At 71.9% G+C, this 15,655-nt stretch carries 15 protein-coding genes; 13 read left to right on the top strand and 2 right to left on the bottom strand.

Annotated elements, in window-relative coordinates; all coding sequences use genetic code 11:
* The first annotated feature begins 55 nt into the window (after positions 1–55).
* Both aroC and ABZU43_RS26680 read left to right on the top strand, forming a co-directional pair.
* Entirely contained in the window at positions 56–1,234 is a 1,179-nt protein-coding gene (gene aroC / locus ABZU43_RS26685) for a chorismate synthase (protein ID WP_355009239.1), read from the top strand.
* Positions 1,234–1,737, top strand: a complete 504-nt coding sequence (locus ABZU43_RS26680; RefSeq protein WP_355009205.1) for a shikimate kinase — start codon at positions 1,234–1,236, stop codon at positions 1,735–1,737. The genes aroC and ABZU43_RS26680 overlap by 1 nt, the downstream gene beginning before the upstream one ends.
* A 142-nt stretch (positions 1,738–1,879) precedes the next feature.
* On the opposite strand, the gene ABZU43_RS26675 is transcribed toward ABZU43_RS26680, so the two are convergent.
* The gene (locus ABZU43_RS26675; protein ID WP_355009204.1) at positions 1,880–2,608 is read right to left on the bottom strand and encodes an alpha/beta hydrolase; all 729 of its coding nucleotides are present in this window, start codon (positions 2,606–2,608) and stop codon (positions 1,880–1,882) included.
* Positions 2,609–2,687: 79 nt separating this feature from the next.
* Between ABZU43_RS26675 and ABZU43_RS26670 the strand changes: the two genes are divergently transcribed.
* The 5 genes from ABZU43_RS26670 (at position 2,688) to nusB (ending at position 6,288) form a co-directional block, all read left to right on the top strand.
* Entirely contained in the window at positions 2,688–3,686 is a 999-nt protein-coding gene (locus ABZU43_RS26670; RefSeq protein WP_355009203.1) for a YafY family protein, read from the top strand.
* A 10-nt stretch (positions 3,687–3,696) separates the two neighbouring features.
* The gene (gene aroB / locus ABZU43_RS26665; RefSeq protein ID WP_355009202.1) at positions 3,697–4,776 is read left to right on the top strand and encodes a 3-dehydroquinate synthase; all 1,080 of its coding nucleotides are present in this window, start codon (positions 3,697–3,699) and stop codon (positions 4,774–4,776) included.
* Positions 4,773–5,198, top strand: a complete 426-nt coding sequence (gene aroQ / locus ABZU43_RS26660; RefSeq protein WP_355009201.1) for a type II 3-dehydroquinate dehydratase — start codon at positions 4,773–4,775, stop codon at positions 5,196–5,198. Before aroB ends, aroQ begins: the two co-directional genes overlap by 4 nt.
* A gap of 98 nt (positions 5,199–5,296) precedes the next feature.
* On the top strand, positions 5,297–5,854 hold the full coding sequence (gene efp / locus ABZU43_RS26655; RefSeq protein WP_355009200.1) for an elongation factor P: 558 nt from the start codon (positions 5,297–5,299) through the stop codon (positions 5,852–5,854).
* A 23-nt stretch (positions 5,855–5,877) separates the two neighbouring features.
* Positions 5,878–6,288 (top strand): transcription antitermination factor NusB, encoded by a 411-nt coding sequence (nusB, locus tag ABZU43_RS26650; protein WP_184188983.1) that lies wholly within the window; start codon positions 5,878–5,880, stop codon positions 6,286–6,288.
* 91 nt (positions 6,289–6,379) lie between these two features.
* Here nusB and ABZU43_RS26645 read toward each other — a convergent pair whose 3' ends face one another.
* Positions 6,380–6,868, bottom strand: a complete 489-nt coding sequence (locus ABZU43_RS26645) for a transcriptional regulator (RefSeq protein WP_007458348.1) — start codon at positions 6,866–6,868, stop codon at positions 6,380–6,382.
* A 288-nt stretch (positions 6,869–7,156) separates the two neighbouring features.
* Here ABZU43_RS26645 and pyrR point away from each other — a divergent pair, with 288 nt between their 5' ends.
* The 6 genes from pyrR to ABZU43_RS26615 are packed head-to-tail and all read left to right on the top strand — an operon-like array spanning position 7,157 to position 15,520.
* Positions 7,157–7,741 carry a bifunctional pyr operon transcriptional regulator/uracil phosphoribosyltransferase PyrR gene (pyrR, locus tag ABZU43_RS26640; RefSeq protein ID WP_355009199.1) on the top strand — a complete coding sequence of 195 codons (585 nt, stop codon included), beginning with the start codon at positions 7,157–7,159 and terminating at the stop codon, positions 7,739–7,741.
* Positions 7,738–8,664: an aspartate carbamoyltransferase catalytic subunit gene (locus ABZU43_RS26635; protein WP_030335650.1), complete on the top strand. Its 927-nt coding sequence runs from the start codon at positions 7,738–7,740 to the stop codon at positions 8,662–8,664. The genes pyrR and ABZU43_RS26635 overlap by 4 nt, the downstream gene beginning before the upstream one ends.
* Positions 8,661–9,938, top strand: a complete 1,278-nt coding sequence (locus ABZU43_RS26630; RefSeq protein WP_355009198.1) for a dihydroorotase — start codon at positions 8,661–8,663, stop codon at positions 9,936–9,938. Before ABZU43_RS26635 ends, ABZU43_RS26630 begins: the two co-directional genes overlap by 4 nt.
* Positions 9,938–11,137, top strand: coding sequence for a glutamine-hydrolyzing carbamoyl-phosphate synthase small subunit (gene carA / locus ABZU43_RS26625; protein WP_355009197.1), 1,200 nt, complete (start codon positions 9,938–9,940; stop codon positions 11,135–11,137). The genes ABZU43_RS26630 and carA overlap by 1 nt, the downstream gene beginning before the upstream one ends.
* Complete coding sequence (gene carB / locus ABZU43_RS26620; RefSeq protein ID WP_355009196.1) at positions 11,130–14,477, top strand: carbamoyl-phosphate synthase large subunit; 3,348 nt, start codon at positions 11,130–11,132, stop codon at positions 14,475–14,477. Before carA ends, carB begins: the two co-directional genes overlap by 8 nt.
* Positions 14,474–15,520, top strand: coding sequence for a quinone-dependent dihydroorotate dehydrogenase (locus tag ABZU43_RS26615; protein WP_355009195.1), 1,047 nt, complete (start codon positions 14,474–14,476; stop codon positions 15,518–15,520). The genes carB and ABZU43_RS26615 overlap by 4 nt, the downstream gene beginning before the upstream one ends.
* The last annotated feature ends 135 nt before the right edge of the window (positions 15,521–15,655 follow it).

The raw sequence follows: 15,655 nt of genomic DNA, 5'->3' as shown, positions 1-15,655 counted from the left end.
GGGACGCCCCGGGGAGCGCGCCGCGTCGGTGGCCCGCCGTGACAGACTGACCGCTGTGTTGCGCTGGCTGACTGCAGGTGAATCGCACGGTCCCGCCCTCGTCGCGATGTTGGAGGGGGTGCCGGCCGGCATCGAGGTGACCACCACCGAGATCGCCGACGAGCTGGCCCGTCGACGGCTGGGCTACGGGCGGGGTGCCCGGATGTCGTTCGAGCGGGACGAGGTCGAGCTGCTCGGCGGCCTGCGGCACGGCGTGACCCTGGGCAGCCCGGTGGCGATCCGGGTCGGCAACTCCGAGTGGCCGAAGTGGCAGACAGTGATGGCCGCCGACCCGGTCGACCCCGACGAGCTGGCCCGGCAGGCCCGCAACGCCCCGCTGACCCGCCCCCGGCCGGGCCACGCCGACCTGGCCGGCATGCAGAAGTACGGCCACACCGATGCCCGGCCGATCCTGGAGCGCGCCAGCGCACGGGAGACCGCCGCCCGGGTGGCTGTCGGCACGGTGGCCAAGGCGCTGATCCGGCAGGCGCTCGGCATCGAGATCGTCTCGCACGTCGTCGAGCTGGGGCCGGTGGCCGCGAAGCCCGGGCTGCGTCCCACGCCGTCCGACGCCGCGCGGATCGACGCCGACCCGCTGCGCTGCCTCGACCCGGAGGCCAGCGCCCTGATGGTCGCCGAGGTCGATGCCGCGAAGAAGGCCGCCGACACCCTCGGCGGCGTGGTCGAGGTGCTGGCGTACGGGGTGCCGCCGGGGCTGGGCAGCCACGTGCAGTGGGACCGCAAGCTCGACGCCCGGCTGGCCACCGCGCTGATGTCCATTCAGGCGATCAAGGGTGTGGAGATCGGCGACGGCTGGCAGCAGGCCCGGTCCCGTGGCTCGGAGGCGCACGACGAGATCATCCCGTCGGCCACCGGCGTCCGCCGGGTCACCGACCGGGCCGGCGGGCTGGAGGGTGGCATCACCACCGGCGAGCCGCTGCGGGTCCGCGCCGCGATGAAGCCGATCTCCTCGCTGAACCGTGCCCTCTCCACCGTGGACGTCGCCACCGGCGAGCCGGCCACCGCGATCAACCAGCGCTCCGACGTCTGCGCGGTGCCCGCCGCGGCGGTGGTCGCCGAGGCGATGGTGGCGCTGGTGCTGGCCGAGGCGGCCACCGAGAAGTTCGGCGGAGACTCGATAGCCGAGATCCGCCGCAACCTGGCCGGGTACCTCGACGCGCTGGTCATCCGCTGATGGCACCGGTCGTCGTGCTGGTCGGAGCCCCCGGCTGCGGCAAGACCACTGTCGGCCGGGCGCTCGCCGCCACCCTTGGCGTGGAGTTCCGCGACACCGACACCGACATCGAGCAGATGGCCGGGAAGCCGATCCCGGAGATCTTCATCGACGAGGGTGAGGCGCACTTCCGTACCTTGGAACGGGCCGCCGTGGCCGCGGCGCTGGCCGGCGGCACCGGCGTGCTCGCCCTCGGCGGCGGCGCGGTGCTGGCCGAGGAGACCCGGGCGGCCCTGATCGGGCACCGGGTGGTGCACCTCTCGGTCGAGTTGCCCGACGCGGTCAAGCGGGTCGGGCTCGGCGCCGGCCGGCCGCTGCTGGCGATCAACCCCCGGGCCACCCTCAAGCATTTGCTGGACCAGCGCCGGCCGCTCTACGCCGAGGTCGCCACCGAGACAGTGGTCACCGACGGCCGAGCCCCGGCGCAGGTCGTCGCGGACGTCGCCGCCCTGCTCCCGCGCTGACGTCAGGCCCCGCGCCCCCGCGCCCCCCTGTTGCGCCGATCTTGCACTTCCTGCTCTGACTTGAAGGGCATTCAGCGCATTTCGGCAACCGAAAGTGCAAGATCGGCGCAGGAGGGGCGGGGCGGGGGCGCTGACGGCGGGGTCAGGCTTGGGCTATCAGGTCCAGGACGTCGGACAGGGCCTTCGGCTCGCTGAGCATCGGCCAGTGCCCGGTGGGCAACTCGTGCAGTTGGCCGTCGGCCAGGCCGGTGAAGAACGGATGCTCCTGTTGGATCATCTGCCGCACCACACTGAGCGGGAAGGTGCTGGCGACCAGCGCGGTCGGAACCGGGTGCCCGCCGGTGCGTCGGACCGGGTCGGTGGCGGCCCGCAGCGGCTGCGGGGTGGCCCGGGTACGCAGCAGCGCGAGCGTCGGCTCGTCCAGGCCGGCCAGGTTCGTCGGGTCGGCGGCCGGGTCCCAGGCCGGCGGCGGCAGCAGGTGCCCGGTGCCGATCGCTTCGCGTAGCCGCTGCTGCTCGTCCGGCGGCACCGTGTCGAACTGTGCCGTGCCGTCCGGCAGCGGCCCACTCTCCACGTAGACGACCCGGGCGATCCGGCCCGGGATGCGGTCCACCGCCTGGGCGACCGGCATCCCACCGCCGGAGTGCCCGACCAGCAGTACGTCGCGCAGGTCCTCGACTTCGATCAGTCGGACGATGTCGGTGGTGTGCGTGTCCAGGCCGACCTCCGGCCCGGCGAGGTGGTCGCGTTCGGCCACCCCGGTCAGCGTCATCGGATAGACCTCGTGCCCCTGCGACCGCAGCGCGGCGGTCACGTCCCGCCACGCCCAGGCACCCAACCAGAATCCCGGCACCAGCACGAATGTCGCCATCTGTGGCTCCTTCTCTCGGTTACCGACAGACCGTACGATCTATTCCGGACAGGATCCGCCCGGTTTGAAGGAGTGGCCCGTGTCACATCCCGCAGCGCGGGTGCTGGCCCTGCTCGAACTGCTGCAGACCCGGCACCGGTCGACGGCCGCCGAACTCGCCGGCCACCTCGGGGTGGACGAGCGGACGGTGCGCCGGTACGCGACCACGCTCGTCGAGCTGGGCATACCCGTCACCGCCGACCGGGGCCGCCACGGCGGCTACCGGCTGCACCCCGGGTACAAGCTGCCGCCGCTGATGCTCACCGACGACGAGGCGGTGGCCGTGCTGCTCGGCCTCGTCGTCGCCGAACGGGTCGGGCTCGCCACCGAGCAGCCCGCCACCGCCACCGCGCTGGCGAAGATCCGCCGGGTGCTGCCGGCTGCGCTCGCCGACCGGCTCGCCGCTGTCCAGGAGCACCTGGGCTTCACCCTGCGCCGCCCGGAGGCGGAGCGCGGGCCGGCGTCCGGCACCCTGCTCGCGCTGGCCTCGGCCGCCCGGCACCGGCAGCGGGTGGCGCTGGACTACCGCTCCTGGCGGGGCGAGCGGTCGCAGCGCGAACTCGACCCGTACGGGCTCGTCTTCCACGCCGGCCGTTGGTATGTCACCGGCCACGACCACCGACGCGGGGAGATTCGGACCTTCCGCCTGGACCGGATCGGCGCGGTGACGCCCGGCGCGGCGACGTTCACGGTGCCCGACGGCTTCGAGGCGGTGGCCTGGGTGACCCGGTCGCTGGCCGGCGTGCCGTACCGGCACGAGGTGGAGGTCGTGCTGGAGACCGACCTGGTCGCCGCCCGCCGCCGCATCCCGCCCAGCGTGGCCGAGCTGACCGCCACCACCGACGGGGTGCTGCTGCGGGCCCGAGCGGAGAGCCTGCCCGGGATGGCGGCGCTGCTCGCCGGGCTGGGCTGTCCGTTCACCGTGCGGCATCCGGACGCGCTGCGCGCCGCGGTGGCCGAGCACGCCCGCCGGTTGGCGGACTGGGCCGCTCGGCCAGCAGGTGGACAGCCGCCCTCCCCGCGCCGCCCGCTGGACTAGGCTGCCGGCGATGGACGAGGTGACCCGAATTCCGGTCGGCGGCGAGCGGCCGTACGACGTCTTGGTGGGACGTGACCTGCTGGGTGCGCTGCCTGGCCTGCTGCCCGGCGCGACCCGGGTGGCGGTGTTGCACGCGCGTCCGCTCAAGGCCCTCGCGGACGCGCTCGGCGAACGCCTGCGCACCGCCGGCGTCGAGCCACTGCCGATCGAGGTGCCCGACGCCGAGTCGGGGAAGCACGTCGAGGTGGCCGCCGCCTGTTGGGACCGGCTCGGAGCGGCGGGCTTCACCCGTACCGACGCGGTGGTCGGGGTGGGCGGCGGCGCGGTGACCGACCTGGCCGGCTTCGTCGCGGCCTGCTGGTTGCGGGGTGTGCGCTGGGTGCCGGTGGCGACCTCGCTGCTGGGCATGGTGGATGCCGCGGTGGGCGGCAAGACGGGCATCAACACGGCCGCCGGCAAGAACCTGGTGGGCGCGTTCCACCCGCCGGTCGGGGTGTTGGCGGACCTGGCCACTCTGGACAGCCTGCCCGCTGTCGACCTGGCGGCCGGGTTGGCCGAGGTCGTCAAGTGCGGTTTCATCGCCGACCCGACGATCCTGGATCTCATCGAGAACGACCCGGAGGCCGCCACCGACCCCCGTGGTCCGGTGAGCCGGGAGCTGATCGAGCGGGCCATCCGGGTCAAGGCCGACGTGGTCGCCGGCGACCTGCGCGAATCGGGCCTGCGGGAGGTGCTCAACTACGGTCACACCCTGGCCCACGCCATCGAGCAGAACGAGGGTTACCGCTGGCGGCACGGCCACGCCGTCGCTGTCGGTCTGGTGTACGCGGCCACGCTGGCGCGGCTCGCCGGGCGGTTGGACGCGCCGACCGCCGACCGACACCGGGTCACGCTGAGCGCGCTGGGCCTGCCGGTGAGCTACCCGGCCGATGCCTGGCCGAAGCTGCTACCCACGATGCGGGTGGACAAGAAGGCCCGGGGCGCTCGGCTGCGCTTCGTGGTGCTCGACGGGCTGGCCCGCCCGGCGATGTTGGAGGGCCCCGACGACGCGTTGCTGGAGGCTGCCTACCGGGAGGTGGCAACCCCTTGAAGGTCTACGTTCTGAACGGGCCGAACCTGGGTCGGCTGGGCACCCGCGAGCCCGACGTGTACGGCGCGACCAGCTATGCGGACCTGGTGGCGCTCTGCGAGAGCACGGGTCGGGAGCTGGGGCTGGCGGTGACGGTCCGGCAGACCGACGCGGAGCACGAGCTGCTCGGCTGGCTGCACACCGCGGCCGACGAGGGAGCCGCGGTGGTGCTCAACCCGGCCGCCTGGTCGCACTACTCGTACGCGGTGCGGGACGCCTGCGCCATGCTGCGCGGGCCGCTGGTGGAGGTGCACATCTCCAACATCCACACCCGTGAGGAGTTCCGGCACCACTCGGTGATCTCGGCGGTGGCGACCGGGGTGATCTGCGGTCTCGGTATCGACGGATATCGTCTCGCTCTGCACCATCTGGCCACCCGCTGAGGGCCCACCGACTGGGTGCTCCGAACGGGGGGCCGTCCGATTCGACGCAGCTTGTAGACTTGCCAGGTCTGTCCGCCAATTGATGATCAAGGCAGGAAATGGCCTCCACCAACGACCTCAAAAACGGCCTGGTACTCAACCTTGACGGCGAGCTCTGGGCCGTCGTCGAGTTCCAGCACGTCAAGCCCGGTAAGGGTGGTGCCTTCGTGCGCACCACGCTGAAGAACGTGCTGTCCGGGAAGGTGGTCGACAAGACCTTCAACGCGGGCACCAAGGTCGAAACCGCGACCGTTGACAAGCGCACGATGCAGTACCTGTACGCCGACGGTGAGGACTTCGTCTTCATGGATCTGGAGACCTTCGACCAGATCACCGTGCCCGGTGGCACCGTCGGTGAGGCAGCCAACTACCTGCTGCCCGAGGCGGAGGCGACCATCGCCCAGCACGAGGGTGTGCCGCTCTACATCGAGCTGCCCACCAGCGTCGTGCTGGAGGTCACCTACACCGAGCCGGGCCTGCAGGGCGACCGTTCGACCGGCGGCACCAAGCCGGCGACCGTGGAGACTGGCGCCACCGTGCCGGTTCCGCTGTTCATCACCACCGGCGAGAAGATCAAGGTCGACACCCGCGACGGCCGTTACCTCGGCCGCGCCTGATGGCTGAGGGTTCCAAGCAGCAGATGCCGGCGCGCCGCAAGGCGCGCAAGCGGGCGCTGGATGTCCTTTACGAGGCCGACCTGCGGGACAAGCCTCCGGTGGAGGTGCTCGCCGGCTACGTGCAGCGGATCGAGCAGCCCCGGCCGGAGCACCTCGGCTACGCGGTGGGTCTGGTCGAGGGGGTTGCCGAGCACCTCAACCGGATCGACGAGCTGATTGCCAGCTACGCCGAGGGTTGGACGCTGGAGCGGATGCCGGTCGTCGACCGTAATCTGGCCCGGATCGCCGTCTACGAGTTGCTCTACGTCGACGAGATCGACGACGCGGTGGCGATCAGCGAGGCCGTCGAGCTGGCTCGGCAGATGTCGACGGACGATTCGCCGCGCTTCCTCAACGGGGTGCTCGGCCGGATCGCCGAGTACGCCACCCGCTGAGCGTCCGCACCGGACACAGCTAATCCGAAAGGGCCCGTGCCAGCTGGCACGGGCCCTTTCGGTGAAGCGGCAGATCAGGTGAAGCGGCAGATCAGGAGGCGAAGAACGCCCGGGGGTCGGCCACCAGCACGCCGTGCTCGGTGAGCCGCTCGATCAGGCCCGACGGTGAGGCGTCGTAGACGATCGCGAGCGCCCGCAGGTCGTCGGCGCGGATGGAGAGCACCCGGCCGTTGTAGTCGCCGCGCTGCTGCTGGATGGCGCGGGCGTAGCGGGCGACGTAGGCCAGGTCCTCGGAGGCCTCGTCGTAGAGCCGCTCCAGGTCCAGGACGATCTTGCTGGTGGGCTCGTGACGGACGCCACTGCCGTCAGGCAGCAGCTCCGAGACGGGTACGCGGTAGAACTCGGCCAACTCGGCCAGGCGGGACACCGTCACGGCCCGGTCGCCACGCTCGTAAGAGCCGACCACCACGGCCTTCCACCGCCCGTTCGACTTCTCCTCCACACCCTGCAGGGAGAGACCCTGCTGCTGGCGGATGGAGCGCAGGCGGGCGCCCAGAGACTTGGCGTATTCAGAGGGCATTCGGACACTCCCAGTGCTGCTCGGGGTTCTCCCGTCGATCGCTACGGAGCGTGACGGTACGGGGAATGCGACACGTGGTCAAGTGGTCGTGCCCCTACCGTTGCGGAGCGTCCGGGGAGTTTTCCCCTTTTCCGGTACCTGACCCGGTGGTCAGTGGCCGCCGGCCATCACCCCGGTGACCACTGGTAACGTGGCGGAAGCCCCGGTCCAGGTCCGCTGTGCGGTCCGGCCGGAGGTGCCCGACATCCTTTAACGACCCGTCCCGTGAGGCGGGGAAGGAGGTCCGCCGTGGCGTACCCACCGGCTGCCCGCTCGTCACCACCGCAACAACCCTCGGTGAAGGTGATCCTCGCCAGCGCCGACGTGCAACGCGTGGTCGACCGCATCGCCCACCAGATCCTGGAGAAGACCCAGGGCGCCGCCAACACGGTGCTGCTGGGGATTCCCACCCGGGGCACCCCCCTCGCCCGGCGCCTCGCCGACCGGATCAGCACCTTCGAGGACGTCGCCGTCGGAGTCGGTGTGCTCGACATCACCCTGTACCGCGACGACCTCCGTCGGCACGCCACCCGCGCGGTGGGTCCGACCGAGCTGCCCCCCGGCGGGATCGACGGCAAACGGGTCATCCTGGTCGACGACGTGCTCTTCTCCGGCCGCACCGTCCGGGCCGCGCTCGACGCGCTCAACGACGTGGGCCGCCCGGCCTCGGTCCAGCTCGCCGTCCTGGTCGACCGGGGCCACCGGGAGTTGCCGATCCGCGCCGACTACGTCGGCAAGAACATCCCGACCTCGCTCGCCGAGAGCGTCAAGGTGACGCTCGCCGAGATCGACGGGACGGACGAGGTCAAGCTGTACGGGGGAACTGCCTCATGATCAAGCATCTGCTCTCCGGCGGGGACCTGGACGCCGACACCGCCACCGAGATCCTGGACACCGCCGCCGAGATGGCCACCGTCGCCGGCCGGGAGATCAAGAAACTTCCCGCGCTGCGCGGACGGACCGTGGTGAACCTCTTCTACGAGGACTCCACCCGTACCCGGATCTCCTTCGAGGCGGCGGCGAAGCGGCTCAGCGCCGACGTGATCAACTTTTCCGCGAAGGGGTCCAGCGTCACCAAGGGTGAGAGCCTGAAGGACACCGCGTTGACCCTGCAGGCCATGGGCGCGGACGCCGTCGTCGTCCGACACCCCGCCTCCGGCGCGCCGCACCGCCTGGCCAACTGGGTGGACGGGTCGGTCGTCAACGCCGGCGACGGCACCCACGAGCACCCCACCCAGGCGCTGCTGGACGCGTACACCATGCGGGCCCGGCTGGGCCGGCTCGCCGGTCTGTCGGTCGCGGTGGTCGGGGACGTGCTGCACTCCCGGGTGGCCCGCTCCAACGTGCTGCTGCTCTCCACCCTCGGCGCCAAGGTCACCCTGGTCGGCCCGCCGACCCTCATCCCGGTCGACATCGCGGGCGCCCTCGCGCCCGGCACCGACGTCTCCTACGACCTCGACTCCGTCCTGCCGAACGTGGACGTGGTGATGATGCTGCGCGTGCAGCGGGAGCGGATGAACGACTCCTACTTCCCCTCCGCGCGCGAGTACGCCCGCCGCTACGGTCTGGACGGGCCCCGGATGCGCCGGCTGCCCGAGCACGCGATCGTCATGCACCCCGGCCCGATGAACCGGGGGATGGAGATCACCCCCGAGGTCGCCGACTCACCCCGCTCCACCATCGTCGAACAGGTCACCAACGGGGTCTCCGTGCGGATGGCTGTCCTTTACCTGCTGCTCGGAGGGAACAACCGGTGACCGCGTACCTGATCACCAGCGTGAGTGTCGTCGGCGCCGCGCCGACCGACCTGCTGATCCGCGACGGCGTGATCGCCGAGGTCGGCCCCGGCCTGACCGCGCCGGACGCCACAGTCGTCGACGGCACCGGCCTGGTCGCCCTGCCCGGCCTCGTCGACCTGCACACCCACCTGCGCGAGCCCGGCCGGGAGGACGCCGAGACCGTCGAGTCCGGTTCCCGGGCGGCCGCGCTGGGCGGCTACACGGCGGTCTGCGCGATGGCCAACACCTCCCCGGTGGCGGACACCGCCGGCGTGGTCGAGCAGGTCTGGCGGCTCGGCCGCGAGGCCGGTCTGGTCGACGTGCAGCCGATTGGCGCGGTCACCGTCGGGCTGGCCGGCGAGCGACTGGCCGAGCTGGGCGCGATGGCCGACTCGGCGGCCCGGGTGCGGATCTTCTCCGACGACGGGCACTGCGTCGCCGACCCGAAGTTGATGCGCCGAGCACTGGAGTACGTCAAGGCGTTCGACGGGATCATCGCCCAGCACGCCGAGGAGCCCCGGCTCACCGAGGGCGCCCAGATGCACGAGGGTGAGGTCTCCACCCGGCTCGGCCTGATCGGCTGGCCGGCGGTCGCCGAGGAGGCGATCATCGCCCGGGACGTGCTGCTCGCCGAGCACGTGGGCAGCCGACTGCACGTCTGCCACGTCTCCACCGCCGGCAGCGTCGAGGTGCTGCGCCAGGCGAAGGCCCGCGGGGTACGCGTGACCGCCGAGGTGACCCCGCACCACCTGCTGCTCACCGACGAACGGGCGGAAAGCTACGACCCGGTCTACAAGGTGAACCCGCCGCTGCGCACCGCCGCGGACATCGCCGCCCTGCGCGCCGCCCTCGCCGACGGGGTGGTCGACGTGATCGCCACCGACCACGCGCCGCACGCGGTGGAGGACAAGGAGTGCGAGTGGGCGTACGCCCGACCGGGGATGCTCGGTCTGGAGACGGCCCTCTCCATCGCGCTGGACGTGCTCGGCCCCGAGTGGGACCTGATCGCCGAGCGGATGTCGCGCACCCCCGCACGGATCGCCGGCCTCACCGGGCACGGCGTCGACCCCGCGCCGGGTGTGCCGGCCAACCTGACCCTGATCGACCCGGCCGCCCACCGCACCATCGATCCGGCGGAGCTGGCCAGTCGCAGTCGCAACACCCCGTACGCCCGCATGACGCTGCCAGGTCGCATCGTGGCGACCTTCCTGCGTGGCGAGCCGACGGTCCTGGACGGAAAGGCTGTCAAGTAATGGTCAAGCGCAGACCCGCAATCCTGGTGCTGGAGGACGGGCGTACGTTCCCCGGCGAGGCGTACGGCAGCGTCGGAGAGACCTTCGGCGAGGCGGTCTTCAACACCGGCATGACCGGTTACCAGGAGACCCTCACCGACCCGTCGTACCACCGTCAGGTGGTGGTGCAGACCGCGCCGCACATCGGCAACACCGGCGTCAACGGCGAGGACGACGAGTCCGGTCGGATCTGGGTGGCCGGCTACGTCGTGCGCGACCCGGCCCGGATCGGCTCGAACTGGCGGGCCACCGGTGGTCTCGAGGACCGTCTCGCCACCGAGGGTGTGGTGGGCATCAGTGGCGTGGACACCCGGGCGCTGACCCGGCACCTGCGCGAGCGGGGCGCCATGCGGGTGGGCATCTCCAGCATCGACAACGATCCGCAGAGCCTGCTGGCCCGGGTCCGTCAGGCGCCGCAGATGGTCGGCGCGGACCTGTCCGCCGAGGTGAGCACCGCCGAGCCGTACGTCGTCGAGGCCCTGGGCGAGCACCGGTTCACAGTGGCCGCGCTGGACCTGGGCATCAAGCGCAACGTGCCGCGTCGGCTGGCCACCCGGGGGGTGACCACCCACGTGCTGCCGGCGTCGTCGAGCATCGACCAGATGCTCGCCACCGGCGCCGACGCGATCTTCCTGTCGCCCGGTCCGGGCGACCCGGCCACCGCCGACGCCGCGGTGGAGCTGGCCCGGGAGGCGCTGCGGCGCGAGGTGCCGCTGTTCGGCATCTGCTTCGGCAGCCAGATCCTCGGTCGGGCGCTCGGCTTCGGCACCTACAAGCTGGGCTACGGCCACCGGGGGATCAACCAGCCGGTGCTCGACCGGGTCACCGGCAAGGTCGAGGTGACCAGCCACAACCATGGCTTCGCGGTCGACGTGTCGGGCCGCGAACAGCGGCTCGGCGCCGTCCAGGTGCCGGGCGTGGTGGGCGGCGCGGTGGTCCCCGACCAGGTGATCGACACCGACTTCGGCGGTGTACGGGTGTCGCACGTCTGCCTCAATGACAACGTGGTCGAGGGGCTGCGGGCCGTGGACCTGCCCGCGTTCACCGTCCAGTACCACCCGGAGGCGGCGGCCGGTCCGCACGACGCGGACTACCTCTTCGACCGTTTCGCCGAACTCATCGAGGGCCGGACCCACAGCAAGGGGCGCAGCAATGCCTAAGCGGACCGATCTCCAGCACATCCTCGTGATCGGCTCCGGGCCGATCGTCATCGGGCAGGCCTGCGAGTTCGACTACTCGGGCACCCAGGCGTGCCGGGTGCTGCGCAGCGAGGGGATCCGGGTCAGCCTGGTCAACTCCAACCCGGCGACGATCATGACGGACCCGGAGTTCGCCGACGCCACGTACGTCGAGCCGATCACCCCGGAGTTCGTCGAACTGGTCATCGCGAAGGAGCGCCCGGATGCGATCCTCGCGACCCTCGGCGGGCAGACCGCGCTGAACACGGCCGTCGCCCTGCACGAGGCCGGCGTCCTGGAGAAGTACGGCGTGGAGCTGATCGGCGCGAACATCGACGCCATCAACCGGGGCGAGGACCGGCAGCTGTTCAAGGAGATCGTCGCGAAGGCCGGCGTACGGCTGGGCATCGACGACCCGACCGCCCTGGTGCCCCGCTCGCGGGTCTGCCACTCGATGGACGAGGTCGAGGCGACCGTCGCCGAGCTGGGCCTGCCTGTGGTGATCCGGCCGTCGTTCACCATGGGTGGCCTGGGTTCCGGCATGGCGCACACCCCGGAGGACCTGGCCCGCATCGCCGGCGACGGCCTGTCCGCCAGCCCCGTGCACGAGGTGCTCATCGAGGAGAGCGTGCTCGGCTGGAAGGAGTACGAGCTCGAGCTGATGCGCGACCGGCACGACAACGTGGTGGTGGTCTGCTCGATCGAGAACATCGACCCGATGGGCGTGCACACCGGCGACAGCGTCACGGTGGCGCCGGCCATGACGCTCACCGACCGGGAGTACCAGCACCTGCGTGACCTGGGCATCGCCGTGCTGCGCGAGGTCGGGGTGGACACCGGCGGCTGCAACATCCAGTTCGCGGTCAACCCGGTCGACGGCCGGATCGTCGTCATCGAGATGAACCCCCGGGTGTCGCGGTCCTCGGCGCTGGCCTCCAAGGCGACCGGTTTCCCGATCGCGAAGATCGCCGCGAAGCTGGCCATCGGCTACACCCTCGACGAGATCCCCAACGACATCACCCTGAAGACCCCGGCGGCGTTCGAGCCGACCCTGGACTACGTGGTGGTGAAGATCCCCCGGTTCGCGTTCGAGAAGTTCCCCGGCGCGGACCCGGAGCTGACCACCACGATGAAGTCGGTGGGCGAGGCGATGAGCCTTGGACGCAACTTCACCGAGGCGCTGAACAAGGCGATGCGCTCGATGGAGACCAAGTCGGCCGGTTTCTGGAGTGTGCCGGACCCTGCCGGCGTCACCCTGGCCGACACCCTCGCGGCGCTGCGGATCCCCCACGACGGCCGGCTGTACACAGTGGAGCGGGCGCTGCGGCTCGGGGCGTCGATCGCCGAGGTGGCCGAGGCGTCCGGCGGGATCGACCCGTGGTTCCTGGACCAGATCGCCGCGCTGATCGAGCTGCGCGCCGAGATCGTCGACGCGCCGGTGCTCGACGCCGACCTGCTGCGTCGTGCCAAGCGGGCCGGTCTGTCCGACCGGCAGCTCGCCGCGCTGCGCCCGGAGCTGGCCGCCGAGGACGGCGTGCGGACCCTGCGCCACCGCCTGGACGTGCGCCCGGTCTACAAGACCGTGGACACCTGCGCGGCCGAGTTCGAGGCGACCACGCCGTACCACTACTCGACGTACGACCTGGAGACCGAGGTCGTGCCGTCGGACCGGCCGAAGGTGCTGATCCTGGGCTCCGGCCCGAACCGGATCGGGCAGGGCATCGAGTTCGACTACTCCTGCGTGCACGCCGTCCAGGCGCTGCGGTCGGCCGGTTACGAGACGGTCATGGTCAACTGCAACCCGGAGACGGTCTCCACCGACTACGACACCGCCGACCGGCTCTACTTCGAGCCGTTGACCTTCGAGGACGTCCTGGAGGTCTGGCACGCCGAGGACTCGTCCGGCCGGGCGGCCGGCGGGCCGGGCGTGGTCGGGGTGGTCGTCCAGCTCGGCGGGCAGACCCCGCTGGGGCTGGCGCAGCGGCTCAAGAACGCCGGTGTGCCGATCGTGGGCACCTCCCCGGAGTCGATCCACCTGGCCGAGGAGCGCGGCGCGTTCGGCGCGGTGCTGGCCCGCGCCGGCCTGCGCGCGCCGGCGCACGGCATGGCCACCTCGTACGACGAGGCCAAGACGATCGCCGACGAGATCGGCTACCCGGTGCTGGTCCGGCCGTCGTACGTGCTGGGCGGGCGGGGCATGGAGATCGTCTACGACGACCCGACGCTGCGCGACTACATCGGCCGGGCCACCGACATCTCCCCGGACCACCCGGTGCTGGTGGACAGGTTCCTCGACGACGCCATCGAGATCGACGTGGACGCGCTGTGCGACGCCGACGGCGAGGTCTACATCGGCGGCGTGATGGAGCACATCGAGGAGGCGGGCATCCACTCCGGCGACTCGTCCTGCGCGCTCCCGCCGATCACCCTCGCGGGCTCGCACCTGGTCGAGGTCCGCCGCTACACCGAGGCCATCGCGCGTGGCGTCGGGGTCCGTGGCCTGCTCAACGTGCAGTACGCCCTCAAGGACGACGTGCTGTACGTGCTGGAGGCCAACCCGCGCGCGTCGCGGACCGTCCCGTTCGTCTCCAAGGCCACGGCGGTGCCGCTGGCCAAGGCGGCGGCTCGGATCGCGCTCGGTGCGAGCATCGCCGACCTGCGCGCCGAGGGCCTGCTGCCGGCGACGGGGGACGGGGGCACGATGCCGGCCGACGCGCCGGTCGCGGTCAAGGAGGCGGTGCTGCCGTTCAAGCGTTTCCGGACCCGCGCGGGCAAGGGGATCGACTCGCTGCTCGGGCCGGAGATGAAGTCGACCGGCGAGGTGATGGGCATCGACACCAACTTCGGGCACGCCTTCGCCAAGAGCCAGTCGGCCGCGTACGGGTCGCTGCCGACCGCTGGGAAGATCTTCGTCTCGGTGGCCAACCGGGACAAGCGCGGCATGATCTTCCCGATCAAGCGGCTGGCCGATCTGGGCTTCGAGATCGTCGCCACCGCCGGCACGGCCGAGGTGCTGCGCCGGCACGGCATCGCCTGTGAGCAGATCCGGAAGCACTACCAGGCCGGTGCGGGCGACGACGCGGTGTCGCTGATCGGCGGCGGTCACGTGGCGCTGGTGATCAACACGCCGCAGGGCTCGGGCGCCAGCGCCCGTTCCGACGGCTACGAGATCCGCAGCGCGGCCGTCACGGCGGACATCCCGTGCATCACCACGGTTCCCGGAGCCGCCGCGGCGGTGATGGGCATCGAGGCGCGGATCCGCGGCGACATGCAGGTCCGCCCCCTGCAGGACCTGCACGCCACTCTGCGGGCCGCCCAGTGACACTGTTCGAGCAGGTCGTACGACCTGGGTTGTTCCGGATCGGCGGCGGCGACGCCGAGGCTGCGCACGAGTGGACGCTGCGGCGGTTGGCGGCGCTGTCGCGGCGGCCGGCCGCGCTCGCCGCGCTGCGGGCCCGCTACGCGGTCGACGCGCCGCGCACCGTGTTCGGGGTGCGGTTCCCCAACCCGGTCGGGTTGGCCGCCGGCATGGACAAGGACGGCGCGGCGCTGCCGGCCTGGCCGGCGCTCGGCTTCGGTTTCGTGGAGGTCGGCACGGTCACCGCGCACGCCCAACCGGGCAACCCCCGGCCGCGGCTGTTCCGGCTGCCGGCCAGCGAGGCGGTGGTCAACCGGATGGGCTTCAACAACGCCGGGGCCGCCGCGTTGGCCGTCCGTTTGGCGGCGCTGCCGCGCCCGCTCGGGGTGCCGCTGGGCATCTCGCTGGGCAAGTCCAAGGTGACAGCGCTGGACGAGGCGGTCGAGGACTACCTCGCCTCGTACCGGGCGCTGCGCGGGCACGGCGACTACTTCGCGGTGAACGTGTCCTCACCGAACACCCCGGGTCTGCGGTCGTTGCAGGACCGTGCCCACCTGGACGCGCTGCTCGGCGCGTTGGTGGGGGAGAAGCCGGTGCTGGTCAAGATCGCGCCAGACCTGACCGAGGCGGCGATCGCCGAGCTGTTGGAGGTCTGCCTGGCCCGGGGCGCCGCCGGGGTGATCGCCACCAACACCACGCTGTCCCGGGACGGGCTGGCCGACGTCGACGTCGAGCGTGGCGGGCAGGCCGGCGGCCTCTCGGGTCGGCCGCTCACCGGGCGGGCCCGTGACGTGGTCGCCTTCGTCCACTCCGAGACCGGCGGCCGGCTGCCGATCGTCGGCGTCGGGGGTGTGCTGGACCCGGACGACGCGGCGCGGATGTTCGATGCGGGCGCCGACCTGGTGCAGCTCTACACCGGTTTCATCTACCGCGGACCGGCCCTGGTCCGCGCCGTCGCCCGCGCGGCGGCCGCAACGGCGGCACCGGAAGCGGTCGCCGGCCGGTGACCGCCCCCGGTGCGGTGCTGGCCCGGCGCAACCGGGTGCCGGGCCCGCTCCGCGTCGACGACACCACGCCCGTTGTTGCCCCTTTGCTCTGCACCCGTGGGTGCACCACTCGGGGCGCGACAGGCGGCCGCCACC

It is taken from the genome of Micromonospora sp. NPDC005205, from assembly GCF_040608275.1.
In the GTDB taxonomy this organism is placed as follows: domain Bacteria; phylum Actinomycetota; class Actinomycetes; order Mycobacteriales; family Micromonosporaceae; genus Micromonospora.
Note: the sequence above shows the minus strand (reverse complement) of the source record. Positions and strands in the feature narration are given on the sequence as shown.